At 71.6% G+C, this 20,133-nt stretch carries 12 protein-coding genes; 3 read left to right on the top strand and 9 right to left on the bottom strand.

Annotated elements, in window-relative coordinates; all coding sequences use genetic code 11:
* The first annotated feature begins 3 nt into the window (after positions 1-3).
* The 3 genes from GXW79_RS04590 (at position 4) to GXW79_RS04600 (ending at position 9,414) form a co-directional block, all read left to right on the top strand.
* Positions 4-7,083, top strand: a complete 7,080-nt coding sequence (locus GXW79_RS04590) for a type I polyketide synthase (RefSeq protein WP_211873165.1) — start codon at positions 4-6, stop codon at positions 7,081-7,083.
* Positions 7,080-8,384, top strand: coding sequence for an aminotransferase class I/II-fold pyridoxal phosphate-dependent enzyme (locus GXW79_RS04595; protein WP_211873166.1), 1,305 nt, complete (start codon positions 7,080-7,082; stop codon positions 8,382-8,384). Before GXW79_RS04590 ends, GXW79_RS04595 begins: the two co-directional genes overlap by 4 nt.
* A 145-nt stretch (positions 8,385-8,529) precedes the next feature.
* A complete protein-coding gene (locus GXW79_RS04600) occupies positions 8,530-9,414 on the top strand; it encodes a GNAT family N-acetyltransferase (protein ID WP_211873167.1) in 885 nt (294 codons plus the stop codon).
* Here GXW79_RS04600 and GXW79_RS04605 read toward each other — a convergent pair.
* The 9 genes from GXW79_RS04605 to GXW79_RS04645 all read right to left on the bottom strand — a co-directional run bounded on the left by GXW79_RS04605 (position 9,411) and on the right by GXW79_RS04645 (position 20,133).
* Entirely contained in the window at positions 9,411-9,803 is a 393-nt protein-coding gene (locus tag GXW79_RS04605) for a DUF4150 domain-containing protein (protein ID WP_211873168.1), read from the bottom strand. The genes GXW79_RS04600 and GXW79_RS04605 overlap by 4 nt on opposite strands.
* A gap of 11 nt (positions 9,804-9,814) precedes the next feature.
* Positions 9,815-10,411: a DUF3540 domain-containing protein gene (locus GXW79_RS04610; RefSeq protein WP_211873169.1), complete on the bottom strand. Its 597-nt coding sequence runs from the start codon at positions 10,409-10,411 to the stop codon at positions 9,815-9,817.
* Between the two features lie 25 nt (positions 10,412-10,436).
* Entirely contained in the window at positions 10,437-11,498 is a 1,062-nt protein-coding gene (locus GXW79_RS04615) for a pentapeptide repeat-containing protein (protein ID WP_211873170.1), read from the bottom strand.
* Complete coding sequence (locus tag GXW79_RS04620; protein ID WP_211873171.1) at positions 11,495-14,113, bottom strand: DUF2169 family type VI secretion system accessory protein; 2,619 nt, start codon at positions 14,111-14,113, stop codon at positions 11,495-11,497. The genes GXW79_RS04615 and GXW79_RS04620 overlap by 4 nt, the downstream gene beginning before the upstream one ends.
* Entirely contained in the window at positions 14,110-14,484 is a 375-nt protein-coding gene (locus GXW79_RS04625) for a hypothetical protein (protein ID WP_211873172.1), read from the bottom strand. The genes GXW79_RS04620 and GXW79_RS04625 overlap by 4 nt, the downstream gene beginning before the upstream one ends.
* Positions 14,485-16,599 carry a type VI secretion system Vgr family protein gene (locus tag GXW79_RS04630; RefSeq protein WP_211873173.1) on the bottom strand — a complete coding sequence of 705 codons (2,115 nt, stop codon included), beginning with the start codon at positions 16,597-16,599 and terminating at the stop codon, positions 14,485-14,487.
* Positions 16,600-16,730: 131 nt separating this feature from the next.
* The gene (locus tag GXW79_RS04635) at positions 16,731-18,128 is read right to left on the bottom strand and encodes an LTA synthase family protein (RefSeq protein WP_211873174.1); all 1,398 of its coding nucleotides are present in this window, start codon (positions 18,126-18,128) and stop codon (positions 16,731-16,733) included.
* Positions 18,125-18,886 (bottom strand): SDR family NAD(P)-dependent oxidoreductase, encoded by a 762-nt coding sequence (locus tag GXW79_RS04640; protein WP_246503720.1) that lies wholly within the window; start codon positions 18,884-18,886, stop codon positions 18,125-18,127. The genes GXW79_RS04635 and GXW79_RS04640 overlap by 4 nt, the downstream gene beginning before the upstream one ends.
* Positions 18,886-20,133: a capsule biosynthesis protein gene (locus GXW79_RS04645; protein WP_211873175.1), complete on the bottom strand. Its 1,248-nt coding sequence runs from the start codon at positions 20,131-20,133 to the stop codon at positions 18,886-18,888. The genes GXW79_RS04640 and GXW79_RS04645 overlap by 1 nt, the downstream gene beginning before the upstream one ends.

The following is a 20,133-nucleotide window of genomic DNA, read 5'->3' on the forward strand; positions in this document are numbered from 1 at the left end:
GGCATGACACGTTCCAGCCGCGCCCCGACGCGCGGCACGGCGGGCGGGCGTCAGGCGGCGCGGACCACCGAGCCCCTCGCCATCGTGGGTGCGGCCTGCCGGCTGCCCGGCGCGCCGGATCTCGCGGCCTTCGCCCGCCTGCTCGCCGAAGGACGCGACGCCGTCACCGAGGTGCCGGAGGACCGCTTCGCCAAGGCCCGCTTCCTGCACCCCCGCCGCGGCGAACCGTCGCGCAGCTACTCCTTCGCCGCCGGCATCATCGGCGACGTGCTGGGCTTCGACGCCGCCGCCTTCGGCCTCTCCCCGCGCGAGGCGGAGGAGATGGACCCGCAGCAGCGTATCCTGCTCGAGGTCGCGCAGCACGCCTTCGACGATGCCGGATGGCCGGTGGACCGGCTAGCCGGGCGCGCCATCGGCGTGTTCATCGGCGCCTCCTCCCACGACCATGCCGAGCTGCGCCTCGAAGACCCGGCCGCCGCCGACCGCTTCCACATGACCGGCAGCGCGATGGCGATCCTGGCCAACCGCATCGGCCATGTCTTCGACCTGCGCGGCCCGGCGGCGATGCTCGACACCGCCTGCTCCTCCTCGCTGGTCGCGCTCGACGCCGCGGCCAATGCGCTCGCGGCCGACCCGGCGCTGGAGGCGGCGGTGGTCGGCGGCGTGAACCTGCTGCTCAGCCCCTACGCCTTCATGGGATTCTCGCGCGCCGGCATGCTCTCGCCGACCGGGCGCTGCCGCGCTTTCGCCGCCGAGGCGGATGGCTATGTGCGCGCCGAGGGCGCCGGCGTCATCATCGTCAAGCGCCTGCGCGACGCGCTGGCCGATGGCGAAGCGGTGCGCGCGACCATCCTCGGCACCGGGGTGAACGCGGCCGGGCGCACCATCGGCCTGTCGTTGCCCAACCCCGCCGCGCAGATGGCACTGCTGACCCGTGTCATGGCGCGCGGCGGCATCACGCCCGAGCGCGTCGCCGCCTTCGAGGCGCATGGCACCGGAACGCGTGTGGGCGACCCGGCGGAGGCGCAGGCGATCGGCCGCGTCATCGGCCAGCACCGCGCGCGGCCGCTGCCGATCGGGTCGGTGAAAACCAACCTCGGGCACCTGGAGGCTGGCTCCGGCATGGCCGGGCTGCTCAAGGCGATGCTCGCGCTCGAGACGCGCAGCCTGCCCGCGACGCTGCATTGCGCGACCCCCAATCCGGAAATCGACTTCGCCGGGCTGAACCTCGCGGTCGCGACGGAGGCGACGCCGCTCGATGCGCGTGACGATGCCGTCATCGGCGTGAACAGCTTCGGCTTCGGCGGCACCAACGCCACCGCCTTCCTCGGCGCGGCGCCAGCGCGGCGTGTCGCGGCCAACACGGCTAAGGCCATGCCGCCGCTGATCCTCTCGGCGCGCAGTGCGGAGGGTCTGAAGCCGCTGGTCGCGAGCTGGGTGACGGCGCTGCGGGCGACGGGCGCTCCGAACCCCGGCATTCTCGCGCGCGCCGCCGCCCGCCACCGCGCCCTGCACCCGCACCGCCTCGTCCTGCGCGGCGAGGGCATTCCCGAACGCCTGGCCGCCTGGCTCCGCGATGGCCGAGCCGAGGGCATTGCCGAAGGCACCGCCGCGCGCGGCACGCTCGCCTTCGTCTTCGCCGGCAATGGCGCACAATATGCCGGCATGGCGCGCGAGGCGTTGCGCGGCAGCCCCGTGTTCCGCCGCGCCGTGGCGGACGCCGATGCCGCGCTCGGCCCGCATCTGGGATGGTCCGCGCTCGCGCTGCTGCGCGAGGGCGTCAGCGCCGAGGCGCTGGCCGCGACCGACCATGCGCAGCCGCTGCTCTTCGCGATCCAGTACGGGATCGTCGCAGCACTCGCCGAACACGGCATCGCCCCCGCGCTGGTGCTTGGCCATTCGGTGGGCGAGGTTGCGGCCGCCTGCGCCACCGGCGCGCTCGGCCTGGACCAGGCGGCCATGCTGGTCGCGACGCGCAGCCGGCACCAGCACGCGCGGCGCGGGGTCGGGCGCATGGCCGCGCTCGGCCTGTCGGCGGAGATGGCGCAGCCGCTGCTCGATGCCTGCGGCCCGGGGCTCGAGATCGCCGCCTTCAACGCGCCCGATGCGCTGACCATCGCGGGCCCGTCGCCGGCCATCGCGCGGCTTGCCGCGGCATCCGTGGAGGCGCGCGCGCATTGCCTGGTGCTCGACCTCGACTACGCCTTCCACGCCGCCGCAATGGACCCGGTGGAGGAAGCGCTGCGCGCGGATCTCGCCGCGCTTGCGCCGGGCCCGACGCGGCTGCCGCTGATCTCGACCGTCTCCGGCACGCTGATCGAGGGAGAAGCGCTCGACGCGCACTACTGGTGGCGCAACTTACGTGCACCGGTGCGCTTCGACGCCGCCATCGCCGAGGCAACGCGGCAGGGTGCGCGCATCTTCGTCGAGATCGGGCCCAACCCGGTGTTGCAATCCTACATCCGCGAGTCCGGGCGCGCGGCCGCGGAGGGGGTCGCGACGCTGCCCAGCCTGACGCGCCGCGACAACGCGCGCGATCCCTTCCCCGCCGTCGCCGACCGCGCCACTTCGCAGGGTGCGGATCCACGCGGCGCGCGCAGCTTCGCGGGTGCGACGGCGCACCGGGCGCTGCCACTGACCGGTTTCGCGCGCCGCGCCACGCGCTTCCCCATCACCGTCGAAAGCGCGCGCCTGACGCAGCCGCGCCGCGACCACCCGCTGCTCGGCGACCTCGCCGCGCCGGGGCAGTGGCAGCGCATGCTCGACACCGAGCAGGATGCCTGGCTCGGCGACCATCGCCTGCTCGGCGAGGCGGTGCTTCCCGCCGCGGCCATCGCGGAGATGGCGCTCGCCGCCGCCGCCGCCGCCGCCCATCCGGAGGCCGCGGTGCTGGAACTCCGCAACCTCGCCATCCTGCGCGCGGTTCCGCTGGAGGCCGGTCGTGCGCGCGAATTGCGCAGCACGCTCGCCGATGGCGCCTTCACGCTCGATAGCCGCCGCCGCCTCGCCGACGAGCCTTTTGCGCAGCATGCGCGGGCGATGCTGGGTCAGCTGCCGTCCCTGCCAAGCGCCGTACTGGTCACGCTGGCGGCGCGTCGCCGCGTCGCCGGCAGCGATGTCGCCACCCTGGCCGCGCGCTGCGGGCTCGACTACGGGCCCGCCTTCCGGTCGATCGAGGGGCTCGAGGTCGACGACGCGCTGGGCACCGCGCGCGCCACGCTGCAGCTGCCCGAGACTGCGCCCGCGGATGCCGGCTTCTTCCTGCACCCGGTTCGGCTCGACGGCGCCTTTCAGGCGCTGGTCGGCTTGCTCGCCGAGCGCGCCGGCGGCGACGGGCTGGTGCCGGTGCGCATCGGCCGCCTCTGCGCCCGACGCAACGCGCCACCGGCCGCCATCGCCGAGCTCGCGATCACCGCGGAGGGGAGCCGCAGCATCGCGGCGCGGATCACCTTGCGCGATGCCACCGGCACGCCGGTCGCGGTGATCGAGGATCTCTGGCTGCAGCGGCTGCGCCTGCCCCGGCGCGAGCCGGCCTCCGCCCACGCCTTCCGCTTCGAGGCGTTGCCGATCCCGGATGCCGGGCGCGCACCGATCCCCGCTCTGGCCGAGGCGATCGCCGCCGCGCGCGCCACCGATGCGGGCCTTGACCTCAGCGAGGCGGCGCTGCTGCTCGATGGTTTCGCCGCGGCATCCGCCCAATCCGTGCCCGGGGCCACGGGACCGCTCGCCGCTGCGCTGGCGGAGGCCGAGCCGCTGCCGCCGGCCATGGAGATCTGGCGGGCCGTGCTCGCCGACCAGCCGGCGCTGGCGCTCGACCTCGCCTGGTTCGCCCATGCGGCGGAGACCCTGCCCGCCGCGCTCGGCGGCGCGGCGCAGGTGGCGGCCACCCTGTCGCCCGACAGCGCGACGCATGCGCGTCTCGCGGCAGTGCTGGCAGCGGCGGCCACGGTGCTCGCCGCGCGTTGGCCGATCGAGCGGCCGTTTCGGGTGCTGGAACTCGGCGCCGGCGGCGCGCTGACCCGGATCATGATCGAGGCCCTGGCGGCGAGTGGCCGGCGCATCCTCTACACCGGGGTCGGCACGGCGCGCGCCGGGGCGCAGCCGCCGCCGCGCGACGGCGTGGATTTCGCCTGGTGCGTCATGGATGCGGCGGCCGAGGCGGATCTGGTCGTCGGCCTGCTGCCTGGGTTGGCCAGCCCGGCGGGGACCACGCTTGCGGCGACGCTGCGGCGCATTGCCGGCCCCAATGCAGCGCTGTTCCTGGCGGAGCCCGCACCCTCGCGGCTGCTCGATTTCGCCTGCGGCCAGCATCCCGGATGGTGGGACGGCGCTGCCGTTCCCGATGCCGAGGCGTGGCGCGGCGCCCTGCGGCAGGCCGGCTGGCTGGCCGTCGAGGTCGCGCCACTAGTCGCCGCACCGCTGCCCGTATGGTTGATCGCGGCCGAGGCGCCGCCCCGCGACGATGCCGCGCTGGCGCCGGAGCCGGCGACGCTGGTGTTGGCGACGCAGGACGCCTGGCCGCTCGCCGAGGCCTTCGGCACGCCCGCCGCCATCACGCAGACCCCGTCGCCCGCCGCGCTGCGTGGCCAGCGCCTGCTGATCTTCGGCGGCGAGGATGGCAGCCCGGCGACGCTCGCCGCCATCACCCGCGCCGCCGCTGCGGCGGAGGGCAGCGCGGCGAGCCTCACGCTCATCCTCGGCGACGCCGCACGCAGCCCCGGCGCGGCCGCCTGTCTCGCGCTCGCGCGCGTGCTGGCCAACGAGATGCCCGGCCTGGCGCCGCGTCGGATCGCGCTCGCGGGCCTGACACCGCACGAGATGCCGCGCCGGCTGCGCGCCGAACTCGCGACCAAGGGCGAGCCCGAGGTCACGCTGACGCATGAGGGGCGCCTCGCGCCTCGCTTCCAGCCTGGTCTGCCGCAGGCGGTGGCGGGGCGTGATGCCGTGCTCGCGGTGGGAGCGCCCGGCCAGATCGGCAGCCTCGCCTGGCGCGCGGCCGCAGCGCCGCCTTCGCCCGGCCCCGGCGAGGTGCGCCTGCGGGTCGAGGCCACCGGGCTCAATTTCCGCGATCTGATGTGGGCGCAGGGCCTGTTGCCCGAAGAGGCGCTGCTCGATGGCTTCGCCGGGCCGACACTGGGGATGGAATGCGCGGGCATCGTCGAGGCGGTGGGCGCCGGCGTCGCCCTGGCGCCGGGCGCGCGCGTGTTCGGCTTCGCCCCGGCCGCCTTCGCCACCTTCGCGACGACGCGCGCCGATGCGCTGGCGCTGCGTCCGGACACCCTGTCCGCCGCCGCCGCCGCGACCATCCCGGTGGCCTTCCTGACCGCGGCCTATGCGCTGGAGACGCTCGCCCGCATCCGCCCCGGCGAGCGCGTGCTGATCCATGGCGGCGCCGGCGGCGTCGGCCTCGCGGCGCTGCAGATCGCGCGCGCGGCGGGGGCGGAGGTCGCCGCCTCGGCCGGCACGGCGGAGAAGCGCGCCTTCCTGCGCGCGGCGGGCGCGGCGCTGGTGGTCGACAGCCGCGACGCGGGCTTCGCCGATGCGCTGCGTGCGCAGTGGCCGGAAGGCGTGGAGGTGGTGCTGAACTCGCTCGCCGGCGACGCGATGGCGCGCAGCCTGGCGCTGCTCAAACCCTTCGGGCGGTTCCTGGAGCTCGGCAAGCGCGATTTCTTCGAAGACAGCCGCCTCGGGATGCGCGCGCTCCGCCGCAACATCGCCTACCACGCGATCGACGCGGATGCCCTGCCACGTGCGCGTCCCGAGCTCGCGGCGCATATCCTGGGCGACATCGCCGCGCGCCTGGCGGAGGGAGCGCTGCTGCCGCTGCCGCATCGCGTGCTGCCGGCCGAGGCTGTGGAGACAGCCTTCCGCGCGCTGCAGGCGAGCACCCATATCGGCAAGCTGGTGCTGACGCCGCCCGCCTCCAGCGCACCGCCCACGCCGGATTGGGCGCCGGACGAGGAGGGCTGCTACGTCGTCACCGGTGGCACCGGCGGTTTCGGCTTGGAGGCCGCGAAGTTCCTCGCGGCGCGCGGCGCCGGCCGCCTGGCGCTGCTGTCGCGCCGCGGTGGTGCCGTGCCCGGTGCGGATGCGATCATCCGCACTCTCGCCGCCCTCGGCGCGCAGGCGAGCCTGATCGCCTGCGACGTGACCGACGACGCCGCGCTCGACGCGGCGCTCCGGCAGCTGCGCGCGGCGGGGCCACCCATCCGCGGCATCATCCATGCGGCGGCCGTGTTCGAGGATGCGCCGGCAGTCGCGCATGACGCAGCCCGTTATGCGCGGGTGATGGCACCCAAGCTTGACGCCGCCCTGCTGCTCGACCGGCTGACGCGGGAGGATCCGCTCGACCTGTTCCTGTTGTTCTCCTCGGCAACGACACCATTCGGCAATCCGGGGCAGGCGGCTTACGTCGCGGCCAATGCGGGGCTGGAGGCGCTGGCGCGCCGCCGCCACGCGGAAGGCCTGCCGGCGCTCGCGGTCGGCTGGGGCCCGATCGCGGATGCCGGCGTGCTGGCCACCGGCGGCGAGGCTGCGCTGACCCTGGCCCGCCGCCTGGGCGTGGAGAGCATGACGGCACAATACGCCCTCGGCGCCTTGCCGGCGCTGATCGCGGCGCGGCTGCCGGTGGTGCATGTCGTACGGCTCGCCCGCGACGGAGCCGGGATCGACTTGCCGATCTTCGCCGAGCCCGCCTTCGCGCGGCTGGAGCGAAGCGCGCCCGGCAGCGCCGCCCCGGCCGATCTGCGCGCGACGCTGCGGGCGCTGCCGCGCGCTGAGGCACGGGCCGCGCTCATCCGCCTCGCGCAGGAGGAGATCGCGCGCATCCTTCGCCTGCCCGCCGATGCGGTGCCGGCGGACGCACCGTTGCCGGGCCTGGGTCTCGACAGCCTCGGCGGGCTGGAACTGCGCATGGGGCTGGAGCGGCGGCTGGGCGTGCAGGTGCCGCTGGCCGCCGTGACCGAGGATTTGACCATCGCGACGCTCGCCACGCGCATCGCCGGGGCGATATGGGATGAGGGCGACACCGGGCTCGTGAAGACGATGATGGACGCCTATGAACCGCCGGAGAGCGTGACGTGAGAACCGGCTTCGGGCTTTCGGAAACCGCCAAGCTCGCCTTGCTGCAGCGGCTGTCGCGGCGCAAGGGCGTGGTCGCGCCCGAGGCGGCGCCGGGCCGCGCCTTTCGCGACCTGCCCGGTCAGCGGGAGATGGCGGTGATCCGCGAGGCGGCGGGGCACCTGGGCATCGAGAGCCCGTTCTTCCGCGCGCATGACGGCATCGCCGGCGCCCACAGCGTCATCGATGGTCGCGATTGCCTGAATTTTTCGTCCTATGACTATCTTGGGCTCAACGGCGATGGGCGCATCCATCGCGCCGTGGCCGAGGCGACGGCGCGCTACGGCGTCTCCGCCTCCGCATCGCGCATGGTGTCGGGCGAGCGGCCGGTGCATGGCGCGCTGGAGGCGGCGCTTGCGGCACATTACCACCAGGATGCGGCGCTCGCCTTCGTCTCCGGGCACGCCACCAACGTCACCGTGCTCGGGCATCTGCTCGGGCCGCGCGACCTGTTGGTGCATGATGCCGCGATCCATAATTCCTGCCTCGAGGGCGCGCGGCTGTCGGGCGCGCGCCGCATCGCCTTCGCGCATAACGATGCCGAGGCGGCGGAGCGCGAGCTGGCCGCCGCGCGGCAGGGTGCGCGGCGTGCGTTGATCCTCATCGAGGGTCACTATTCGATGGATGGCGACACACCCGACCTCGCGCGTTTTGCCGCGATGGCGCGGCGCCACGATGCCTGGCTGATGGTGGATGAGGCACATGGCCTGGGCGTGCTGGGCGCGACCGGCGCGGGCATCTTCGAGCACACGGGCGTGGATCCCTGCGAGGTCGATATCTGGATGGGCACGCTGTCCAAGACGCTGTGCGGCTGTGGCGGCTTCATCGCCGGCAATCGCGACCTGGTGGATTGGCTGCGGCACTCGGCGCCGGGCTTCGTCTATTCGGTAGGGATGCCCCCCGCGCTCGCCGCCGCCTCGACCGAGGCGTTGCGCATCCTTCATGCCGAGCCGGAGCGCGTGGCGCGGCTGCAGGCGAATGCCGCCCTGTTCCGCGACGCATTGCGCGCACGCGGCTTCGACACGGGCGCTTCCGCGGGCGCTGCCATCGTCCCGTTGATCACGGGCAGTTCCATCGGTGCCGCACGGCTTTCCGCCGCCCTGTTTGAGCGCGCGATCAACGTGCAGCCCATCCTGTTCCCCGCCGTCGCTGAGTCGAGCGCGCGCCTGCGCTTCTTCCTGTCCGCCGACCACGATCCCGCCGAGCTGCGCACGGCCGCCGCCGTCATAGCATCGGCCGCCCTCGATGCCGCGCAGGCCGCTTAGGGACGCCCCATTGATAAAAATTAAAGAAGGGTGGTTTGGAGGGAATTCATTCCCTCCAAGCTTGCTTTCTTACGAGATGCGCCAGGCATTCCGCCTCTCGCCGCTCCCCGTTTCCGGCTGGACCGCGTGGCGTGGCTCTCGCGCGGTGGGCCGCATCGCCGCCTGCGTCGATGGCGGTGGCCCCGGCATCGGCAGCTTCGGCTTCCTGCAGGTAGAGCAGGACGGAGCGACGTTGGCCGCGCTGCTGGATACCGCGCGCGCCTGGCTTGCCGCGCGTGGCATGACTCGCCTGCGCGGCCCGCTTTCCTTCACCATCAACCACGAGGTGGGCGTGCAGGTCGCGGGCTTCGACAGCCCTACGATGCTGCGCATGCCGCGGAACCCGCCCTGGTTGTCGCCGATGCTCGAAGCCCAGGGCCTGGCGCCGGAGAAGGACGTGGTCGCCTGCACGCTCGACCTGGCGCGGGAGGTTCATCGCGCGCGCGCGGCGCGTCTGCTCTCGGGGTTCGATGCGCGGCTGCGCATTCGCGCACTCGATCCGCGCGATTGGCCAGCGGAGGTCGCGCGCCTTGCCGCACTGTTCAACGACGCCTGGGCCGAGAATTGGGGGTTCATGCCGATCGGCGATGCGGAAGCGGCGGCGATCGCGAAAATCATGCGCCCCATCGCGCGCACCAGCGTGATCCTGTTCGCGGAGTGGGACGGCGCCCCGATCGGCGTGCTGGCGATGCTGCCCAATATTGAGGAGGCGCGCGGGTCCTGGCGGATGCTGCCGGCGATGCTGTTCGGCAGGGTCGGCAGTGCACGGATCGCGATGCTGGGGGTCAGCCGCGCGTTCCGTGGCACGCTGGCATCCTCCGCCGCGACGGCGATGATGCTGTCCACCGCCTTCGACGCGGCGGAGCGTCGCGGCTGGCGGCGCATCGAGATCAGCTGGATCCTGGAGGACAACGCCGCGATGCTGGCCCTGATGGCGCGGCTGCCGGCGCCGGTGACCGGACGCTGGCGCATCCATGGCGGCCCGATCTAGGGGGCCAGGACGAGCATCGTCACCTGGCTCGGCACCAGGCGGCAGCCGACCATGTTGGTGCTGTTCTGCAGCGTGATCGAGGTGAGCCGCGTGCACGGCATGCCGCCGATGATGGTGGTGAAGGAGCCGAGCAGGTGGCGCGATGGCCCCATCACCATTCCCGACGCCACGCCGGTCAGCACGCCGGCATTGTCGCCGTTCGAGAGCGGCGTGACGGTTGCCATGTTGTGCACCGGCATCGCCATGATCAGCGTCGTCACCTGGCTCGGGATCGCGGTCGGACCCAGGGCGATGTTGGGGTAGGGGATCGGCACGGGCGGCACCGCCGGTGTCATGCAGACATCGGGGAAGGCGAGGTCGAGGCCCATCATCTGGGTGTTGGCGAACATCGGTGTTTCCCTCAGCCCATGTGGATCTGGGCGGCGTCGAGCTTCACGACGACGCCGGCATGCAGCACCGCGGTCTGCCCGCGCAGGTGCAGGTGCCCCGAGGCGCGCTGGTCGATGTTTTGCGCACGCAGCTGCTCGGTCTCCTCGACGAAGCGGTAGCTGCGCTTGGCGCGGGTGAGCAGGCGGGTGACGAGACTCTCGATCGCCTCGGCGACCACCGAGATGCGCCCGAAGCGGCTGGTCACCTTCTCGCCGGTCAGCGCCAGGTCGTCGACCAGCACGTGCCCTGTGCGCGCGGCCATCACCATGGCGTCGCCGGTGAGCGTGAGGCGTCCGCCATCGGCCGCGATCTCGATATTGCCTTCGACTGCGATGCGCAGCGGCGCGGCGCCGGAGCGATCCAGCACGGCGAGCACGAAGGGCCGCGTCGCGGGGCCGCCGAGCAGAACGAGGTCGCCCGGTTCCGGCTGCACAAGGCAGGACAGCGCGCGCCGCACCGTCTGGGCGGAGCCATCGCGCTCGACAAGCAGGTGCTGGCCATCGCGTCCCATGATGGTGGCGCAGAATTGTTCGGCGGCCGGCGTGGTCATCGGGGTCAGGGCGTTCATCGCGGCGCTCCTCCTTCACGGTATATCATGGCTTCTTCCAGCGGGTCTGCCAGTTGTCGGCCTCGGTGCGTTCGACATCGGGCGGCATCGCCTGGCGGCGGTTCGGGATATTGGCGTTGCGGTCGTTCACGCCGTGCAGCACCGCGCGGGCCAGCGTCGCACCCGCGAAGTCGGCCTGTTCGATATTGGCGTGGCTGAGATCGGCATAGGTCATGTCGCATTGGGTGAATTTCGCGCGTGGCGCATTCGCGTCCTGGAAGATCGCCTGGTAGAGGCGCGCTCCCGCGAAATCCGCTTCGCTCAGGTCAGCCTTGGCGAAGACCGCGTTGGTGAGGTCGGCGCTGCGGAGGGAGGCGTTCTGCAGCTGCGCCTCCATGTAGATGCCCATCATCATGCGCGCGCCGTCGAAATTCGCGTGGTGCAGGATCGACTTGATCATGCCGGTCTGCTTGAGGTTGCAGCGCGAGAAATCGCATCCCGTGAGATCGCAATCCATCAGCTGGCAGCCCTCGAACTCGATGCCTGCGAAGCTGGCGCCGGCGAGCGAGCAATCCTTGAATACGGCGCGGAAAAAGCGCGTGCCGCCCATCGCGACGCGCGAGAGGTCGCCTTCGAAGATGGCGCCGCTTTCCCAGAACAGGCCGCTCAGGTCCATGCCAACGGTGCGGCATTTCAGCAGCCCGGTGCGCAGCAGACGCGAGCCACTGAAGCCCGCCCCCTCCAGCACGCATTCGACGAACTTCGCATCCGTCATGTCGCAGCTCTGCAGCGCCGCGCCGGTAAGATCGGAGGTGACAAAATTGGCGAGGCTCATCTTTGTGCTGGCGAGGTTCGCCCGCACCATCGCGCATTCGACGAAGCTCGCATGCGCGAGGTCGCTGCCGGAGAGATCGGCGCCCTCGAAGCGGGACTTGGTCACCATCGCCTCGCGGAAATTCGCGCCGCGCAGGTCGGCGCCGGTAAAGTCCGCGCCCTCGAAAATGCCACCCGAGAGGTCCGCGCGCGCGAGGTCCAAGCCGGCGAAGCTTAGCTGCGGGCCGATGATCTCGCCATCGGCGACAAGGGATTCGAGGATGGCGCGGGTCATGCCGGCACCGGCGGCGCGCGGCGCGGCACCAGCTTGGTGCGGGTGCGCTGGATGCGTTCGTAGCGTGTGGTGGAATCCGCCAGGATGCGTCCGAGGTCGACCTCGAACAGGCTGGAATCGCTGAGGTCGGCGCCGCGCAGGTCGGCGCGCGCGAAGCTCGCGCCTTTGAAGTCGCAGCGCGTGAGCCGTGCGGCCATGAAGTTGCTCACGGTGAAGCGGGCGTTGCGGGCGCGGACCAGGTCGAACATCGTCTGGCCGAGATCGGCATCCGAGAGGTCGGCGCCATCGAGCAGCGCGCCGGTGAACACCGCCCCGGGCATGATGGTGCCGCGCATGTTGACCTGTTCGCAACGCGCGCCGCTGAAATCCGCGCCCGGCAGCTCGCAGGCCTCGACGAAGACGGCCTTGGTGAGGTCGGTGCCGGTGAAGCGGATACCCGGTGCCTTGGCCGAGATGAAGGTCGCGGTCCGCATCTTGGCGTGGGAGAAATCGGCACCGGCAAGCTCGCAGCTGACGAACATCGCGCCGTCGAGGTCGGCGCCGATCGCGACCAACCCCTCGATCCTGGCATTGGCGACGAACAGCCGATGCGCCATCACATCGGACAGATCGACGCCGCCGAGCTGGTTTTCGTGCAGATGCGCGTCGGAGAGATCGGCGCGGCGGAAATTGGCCCCGGTCAGGTCGGCATTGTGCAGCAGCGCCTCATGCAGAATGGCGCCGGAAAGGTCGGCACGACGCAGCAGGGCGCGGCCGAGATTGGCTTCCTTCAGGCGCGCGCCCGCCAGCCGCGCGCCTTCGAGATTGGCGTGCGCCAGCACGGCGCGGTCGAGCCGCGCGCGCGTGAGGTTGGCGCCGCTGAGATCGGCGCCGTCGAACCAGGCCTCCGAGAGGTCCATGCCGGAGAGGTCGACACCTGAAAGGTCGGCGCCGCAGCAATCCGCGCGCTTCGCCTCGCGCCGCCCATCGAGCAGCCAGGCACGCAGCGCGGCATTGGCCGAAGCGCCCAGCCGCGGCACGGGGTTCTGTTCATGCGCGCCCTGGCGATAGCCCTCGCGGACCGATTCCTCGGCCTTGTCCCAGCTCTCCATCGCCGCGGTGTCGGCGAGCTGGTTGCGCAGGATCGAGGCGTCCTCGCCCTGGCTCTCGAGCATGATGGCGACCTCCTCGAGCTCTCGCCGCTTGCCAGAGGCGGAGAATTTCGGCGGCCCGGTCAGCTTGCGCTCCGCCGGTTCCTGCTTGGGCAGGCCGAGCGCGGCGAGGGTGACGTTGAGTTGCTCCATCTGCGCCGCGATGAAGGCCTCGCCCTCGATGCGCTTGGCCTCGGCTTCCTTCTCGGCCGCCTCGATGCGGGCCGGCAGCGTCTCGAGCGTCGGCTCGGGCTCGTCGGGCGGCAGTGCGGGCATGCCGTATTTGTCCGGGTCGAGGCCGAGGGCACGGATGCGTTCGCGATCACGCTCGATCTCGAGCTCCTTTCGCCGGCGCAGGCGCTTCTGCACCAGGTCCTCGGTGGCGAGCTGTGCCTTGGAGGCCTCGATATCCGGGTCCGGCACGATCAGGTGGGCGGGTACCAGGGCGCTGTCGCGCAGCGCTTCGATCGTGCCGTATTTGGGGTCGAGGCGACGAGCCAGGACCTCGGCAAAATCGGCGACCGGCCGCGGCGCGCCGATCGGGTCGCAGCCCTGCACGACGCGCAGGATGTCGCGGGCATCCTCCTCGGCGACGCGCACGCGGCCATGATGGATCAGGACCACCCGCTTCACATTCGGAAAGAACCACACTGTGGTGAGGTTGAGCGGCACCTCCTCCAGCCCGGCGCCGCCCTTGCGCTCGACGAAGATGCGCGGCGTCACACCCGGCAAGCGCCCCGTCAGCACCGGCTGCGTCGGGTGCATGTTCTCGATGGTGTAGGCCTCGTCGCCGCGCAGATAGCCCGCGAAGCGCTGGTCGGGCGCGGCGGCCATGAACATGCGCCAGTCGATGTCGCGCGCGTAGCCGGGGAAATCCTCCTCCAGCCAGCGCTTGTCATGGGTGCCGGCGAGCTTCGCGCGTTGCGGCCAGGCGATGTCGATGGGCCCGAAATTGAGCGGCACCGGCGCCTGCGCGCGGGCGGAGCGGTCGGCCTCCACCACGTTGGGCAGGGGGATGCGGTAGCCGATGCCCTGCAGCGGCATCTCCTCGGTGCCGCGCCCGAGCGGGTTCTCGGCCACCTTGGGGCCGCCGTAGGCGCGGTCCCAGCCCATCGGCATCTCGGTGAAGGGTACCGGCTCGCTCGCGCGGCCATCCTCGATGTAGCGGTCGCCGACGGCCATCAGACGCTTGGTCAACGTGCCAAGCGTGGCCGACACCGGGACCGCGCGAACCCGCTGCCCATTGGGGGAAAACGCGCTGCCGGTGACCAGGAACTCGGCCGCCGTCTTGGGCAGGGCCATGTCGAGCGGGATTTCCGGCGGCAGCACCGTGGCCAGGAACTTCCACATCGCAAGCTCGCCCAGGATCCCGGGCGCCTCGTCCATCGGGCAGAACATGGTGCTCGCGATGCCGAGGAAGAAACGCCGCTGGAACTCGATCGGCCGATGCAGGATGCCGAGCGACATCGGCTTGATGGTCTTCATGGCGCGTAGGCCACGACTGCCGGCTGGGAGGGATCGTAGCGCACCGGAATGGTCCGCCCGGGGACGAAGAATTGGATGTCCTGCACCTCGAAGACACGCCGGAAGGACGCCTCCCAGGGCGCCGCGCCGTCGCGCGTGACCATGACGCGCACGATCATCTCGGGCGAGGCGTTGAAGCGGCTGCCGGTATCCTCGAGCGCGAGGATGCGCGCCATTGCGGACACGCCCTCGCTGCGCAGCCGCGCCTCGTTGCGGTGGCGCAGGTAGCCGGGACCGAAGACAGCGGCGGGGATGCCGATGATGACAGTCAGGAGCGCCAAGGCGATCAGCCCGAGCTGCCAATAGCCGCGCATGAGCGTCTCGTCGTCCATTCAGGTCTTGATGTGAAAGCCGGCAGCCATGGTGAAGGCGTAGGTTTTGGCCTTGAGCGTGGCATTCTTCAGTTCGAGCCCGCCGGTCTTGATCGCGATGCCGAAGGTGTCGAATTTGATTCCAGCGAAATCCATCTTCAGCACGATCATGCCGAGCGCAAAGCCCACGATGTCCATCTTCATCCCCGCGATGCCCATCTTGAAGCCATAGGCGTCACCGGATGCCGCGCCAGACTTGAACCATGAGGGCGCGACCGTCGTCTTGGTCGGCGCGATGACAGTGACGCCGGTGGAGCTCGTGACGGTCACGTCGAGCGGCGTGGTGATGCCCACGCCCTGCGCGACGAGCATGTTGAGCCGGCCATTGACGGTCATGGTGTAGTTGCCGGTGACGGTCTCGTCGACCTTGCCCGAGACGGTGCGCTTCTCGTTTCCGGTGATGGTCTCCTCGAAATTCCCGCCGACGGTGGTCTTCTTGTTCGCGTTCACTTCGGTGGTGAGATTGTTTTTCACAAGAAGCTTGTCGTCATGGTCGATCGTCGTCGTCCGGTCGTGGCCGACCCAATGGGTCTCGTCATTCTCGACCTCGGTATCGAGGTTCTTCTCGGCGTGCAGCAGGATCTGCTCCGAGCCCTTCTTGTCTTCGAAGCGGAAGATGTTCGCGTTGGCGGCACCGCCGCCGAGCGTGGACCGGCTCATGATGCCCGACTGGGTCTTGTTCGCCGGCAGCGTCCAGGGCGGCATGTTCTCGTTGTTGTAGACGCGGCCCACCACCAGCGGCCGGTCGGGATCGCCCTCGAGGAAGTCGACCACCACCTCATGGCCGACGCGGGGGATGTGCATCATGCCCCAGTTCTTGCCCGCCCAGCCCTGCGAGACGCGCACCCAGCAGGAGGGATTGGTGTCGCTGTGGCCATCGGGGTTGCGGTCCCAGTGGAAGCGCACCTTCACGCGGCCGAACTCGTCGGTATGGATCTCGCTTCCGGGCGGCCCGGTGACGGTCGCGGTCTGCGGCCCCATCACCATCGGGCGCGGGGTGAGGCGCAGCGGTCGGTAGGGGACCGTCGCCTCGATCGCCGCGAACTCATTCTTGTAGTGACTGTCATGGCCGCCGGACTTGACCCAGAAGCTGGTGTCGCGCGCGGAGTGCCGTACCTCGGTGATGAGATGGAGCTTATTCTCGTTGACGACGCTGTCGTCGATATTGACCCGGCACCCGGCCGCGAAGGACTTGGTGTCGCCGCCGCCGCTCAGCGTGCTGAAATGCGCCTCCTCGGCCTCGATCCGCAGCCGCGCCACCGCGCTCCCTCGCGAGGGCGTCTGGTAACGCCCGGGATAGTCGAACACCTCATGGTCGGACATGCGCGGGACCGCCAGCGAGGTCGGCTCGCGCGCGGCCATCATGGTGCCGGGCGTCTTGAAGTTGAAGTCGCGCATGGCGAAGGCGCCGGAGCGGAAATCGATATCCCGCGTCAGCCAGTCGAGCTTTTCGCCCGAGGCGACCCCGCCATAGGTCACCGTGTCCGGCTTCATCATCTTGGCTTTGATGTTCACGTCGGAGAAGACGAGGGTGTGCTTCTTCGCCTCGAACTCATGCCAGTAGAAGATGCCGAATTCTTCCATCAGGCGCGACACGAAATCGAAGGCGGTCTCGCGGTACTGGACGCAGTACTTCATCGTCGGATAGGTGGCGTTGGTCCGCTTGTCGGTGAACTGCACGCCGTGCGCCTTGAACATCTTCTCCAGGACCTGCACCGCGGTCATGTTCTGGAAAATGCGGCAATCGGCCTTGCGCGAGAGGAACCACAGGGCCGGCACCACCTCGGCCTGCCAGACGTGGTTGTCGTTGGTCTTGGTGTGTTGGCGCGAGATGCGGCGGAAATGGCCATGGATCGGGCGCGCGTCGGAATCGTCGGAGGCGCCGATCCACAGGGTGACGGCCTCGCCCAGCATCTCCCGCACCTTCGCCTCGGGCTCCTGCGTCTCCATCGTGATGCGGAACAGGAAGGGTCGTGAGATCGCCTCGGTGCCCTCCAGGTCGATGAGCAGGACCTTGTTGGCGCCGAGCGTCGTCTCGATCCGCAACAGGCGGCCATCCTGGTCGTATTCACTCATTGTCCATATCCTCGCACCGGTTGCGCCGACCGGGCGCAATCTCACCAACAGCCCGAATTGATCTCGTAGGGCCATCATAGGCCGTTACGAGGGCGGTTGTATTACACTCCTGTTGCGGATGTCTCGCTCATTCATACGTGAGAGTCTCCGAGCTCCCGGATTTCATCGAGCGCGGCCAGCACCGCGCGATGCAGGGCGGCCGTGTCGAGCGCGCGCGCCGCGACCTGGGCAGCCCGATCGCTCCGCCAGACCAGGAAATCCGTGTCCTGCCCGCCGCGCGCCGCCGGCAACGCAGGGCGGTGGTCGCCATAGGCAGCGAGCACCAGCGGGCGATCGAGGCCCGCGGCGGCGTCGGCGATGGCGCCCAGCATCCGGTCGGTATCGGCCAGGTGGCCGAGCCACTGGGCCTCGCCATCCGCGCCGGGCCAGGGACCATGCGCCTGCATGGTGATCGCGAACAGAAACACCGGTCCGGTCGCGGCGCGCAGCTGCGCGACGACCCGCGCGCCGAGAGCCGCGTCCGCCACATGGGCGCCGACGCGCGGGGCATCCGCGAAGGCCTCGGCTGCGTCGAAGGCCGTAAAGCCCAGGCAGGGCATCACGGCGTCGCGCCCGAAAAAGCGCCGGTCGAACGGGTGCAGAACGCCCGATCGATGCCCGGCAAGGGCATGCGCCAGGCCATGGACGGGGCGGCGCGCGAAGCTCGCATAGGGATTGAACCGGTCGAGCCCGAGCGCCGCGTCCGGCACGCCCGAGAGCACGCCGAACTCGGTGCGCATGGTGTTGGCGCCGAAGCCCGGCACGGCGAGCGTCCCGTGCGCCAGGGCCGCCGCGCGGAGCCGGTCCCAATGCGGCAGCGCCGTTGCGGGAAGCCCGGCGAAGCGGCGCGGATCGCAGAAGGATTCGCACTGCACCAGCACCAGGTGCGGCACCACTCCGCGCAGCGTGGCGGGTGTCGGCAACAACGCCGCCTGCCGCGCCGGCCGCTCCCGCGCCGCGACCGCCCGGTGCAGCGCGAGGGTCGCGAGCGGCCCAAAGCGCGCCGCATCGGTGTCGGGGTCGCCGGAGGGGGTCGCGAAGACCTCGGCACGGCGCAGCAGCAGCACGAGCAGGATCGCGCCGGCGGCGAGGAGGAGGCGCGGCACCGCGTGCGCCGGCTCCATCGCGGTGAGCCCCGCAAGCAACGCCGCGAAGCCGGCCACGCCCAGCGGAACTGCGTTGCGTGGCAGGAAGGGCAGGTAGAGCGAGGGGTGGCGCGCCACCAGCGGCAGCAGCGCATGGTCGGTGAAGACCAGCCCCTCGCCGAGCGCCGCGCGCTTCGCGCGATCCACCATGGCGAGCGCCAGGAGCAGCGCCGCGACGAGCACCCCCGACAGGATCGGCCGCGCGGTCAGCGCGAGTGCGGCGCAGCCCAGTGCCAGCACCGGGGCGAAATCGAGCGCCATCCAGCTCAGCCCACCGCGCCCACGCCGCAGCACCAGCCAGGCGCCGAGCGCCAGCGCCGCGCCGGCGAACAGCTGCGCGATCACTCCGGGGCGATCCGGAAGCGCTCGCGCCGCAGGATCCAGTCGGAGAGGCGCGCCGGCAGCAGCGGCAGCAACCGCACCCCCAAGGCGAGGCCGGGCGGGAAAGCGCAGCGCGGATCACCGCTGCGGATCGCGCGCTCGACCCTCACCGCCGCAGCCTCCAGCGACAGCATCCCGGGCTTCGCGCCGAGGAAGCGGGCCGACATCGCGCTCTCGAAGAAGCCCGGCGCCACCACCGTCACCGCGACGCGCGGGGCCAGCGCCACGCGCAGCGCCTCGCCATAGGCAATGAGCCCGGCCTTGGAGGCGGAGTAGCCCGGCGTATCGGGCAGGCCGACGAAGCCGGCAAGCGAGCCGATCACCGCCACGCGGCGCAGCCCGGGCGCGTCCAGCAGGGGCTCGATCAGGTTCATCGCGCCGAGCAGGTTGACCGCCACCTGCTCGGCCGCGGCATCGTGCCCCTCGCGCCCACCCTCGGGCGTGCGGCCGCGCGAGATGCCGGCATTGGCGACGATGGTGTCGATGGGGACTGCCGCATCCCAAGCCGCGAGCTGTGCGCCCAGGGCCGCCGCGTCGCGCACGTCGATCGTGGCGCAATCGACCGCGGCACCGCGCGCCCGGCAGCAGCCGGCGACCGCGGTCAGCGCCCGCGCCCCGCGCGCGACCAGGCGCAGCGTCACCCCGGGTGCCGCGAAGCGCAGCGCGAGCGCGGCACCCAGCCCGCGCGAGGCGCCGGAGATCACCAGGCTTCGCGGTACCATCAGGGGTTCGCATGCGCCGGGGCGAGCAGCCGCGCGGTCGCGCCCGCCACCGCGCGGGCGATGGCGGGTTCGGCGAAGAAGCCACCGGGGATCAGCGCATGCGCCATCAGCACCCGGCGCAGGGCGTCCACCAGGGTCATGTCGGGTGCCGCCGGCGCCGCCCAGAAATCATCGATCGAGGCCTGCCAGACCAGCCCCGGCAGCCCGTACAGCGCGCGCCCCATCAGCGCGACCGGCTTGCCCTCGCGCAGCGCCTGCAGGCCGGCGGTGCTGTTGATGGTCAGCACGCCGCGGCTGGCCGCGAGCAGCGGGCCATAGGCCACCTCGTCGAGGTAGAAGACCCGGCCCGCGACGCCCGCGCGCGCCGCGATGCGTGGCACGATCCGTGCCCAGGGCACCAGACCGTTGTCGAGCGGGTGCCCCTTCACCACCAGGCGCATCGCCGGCGGCGCGCCACGCGCCAGCGAGGCGATCGCGCGCTCCACCCCATGACGCACCGTGGCCAGGTCCGAATGGCGCCGCACCTGGTAGTCGCCTTCGAGCTGCAGCGGGAACAGGATGAAGGGATGCGCCTCCGCCTCGCCGAGCAGCCGCGCCATCGAACGCGCCGAGGCACGCTCGCGCAGCGGCTTCAGCGCGCCGCGCCGCGCCCAGCCGAGATATTCGTGGAACACGTTCCAGCCACGATGCGTGCGCCAGTGCGGGAAGCGCCCGCGCGCGGCGGTGACGCGCATGTTGTAGGCGATGTCGAGCGTCGCGCGGCGCGGGAAGGGCTCGCCCGGCCCATCCTCGCGCGGCACCGGCGGCAGTCCCTCCGCCATCGCGCGGATCACGGCCGGGTCGCGCGGCAGCGGCGAGGCGACGTTCACGCCGCCGAGCTCCAGCGCGATGGTGCCGGGCCGCAGGTAGCCCTCCTCGAACACCCACGCCGGGATGCCCTGGTCCCGCGCCACGGCGATGGCGGTCGCGTGGCAGGCGCGGCCATCGCCGAACAGGACGAGATCGGTCACCCCGTCCGCCGCCAGCATCGCGGCGAGCGCGGCGGGCCAGGCTTCGGGCGTGCCGGTGTAGTCGCGGATGCGCGCGCGCGGCCAGAACATCGCGTCACCGCCGTTGAAGGCGATCTTCTCGACCACGTGGCCGGCCTGGGCGAGCGCTTCGCCGAGCCGCGCGAAGAACGGGCTCGCCAGCCCCTGGAGGAACAGGAAGCGGCGGCGCGGACCGGCAATGGGGGGACAGGCGTTCAC

Origin of the sequence: Plastoroseomonas arctica, assembly GCF_018128965.1 — a bacterium.
Taxonomy (GTDB): Bacteria; Pseudomonadota; Alphaproteobacteria; order Acetobacterales; family Acetobacteraceae; genus Plastoroseomonas; species Plastoroseomonas arctica.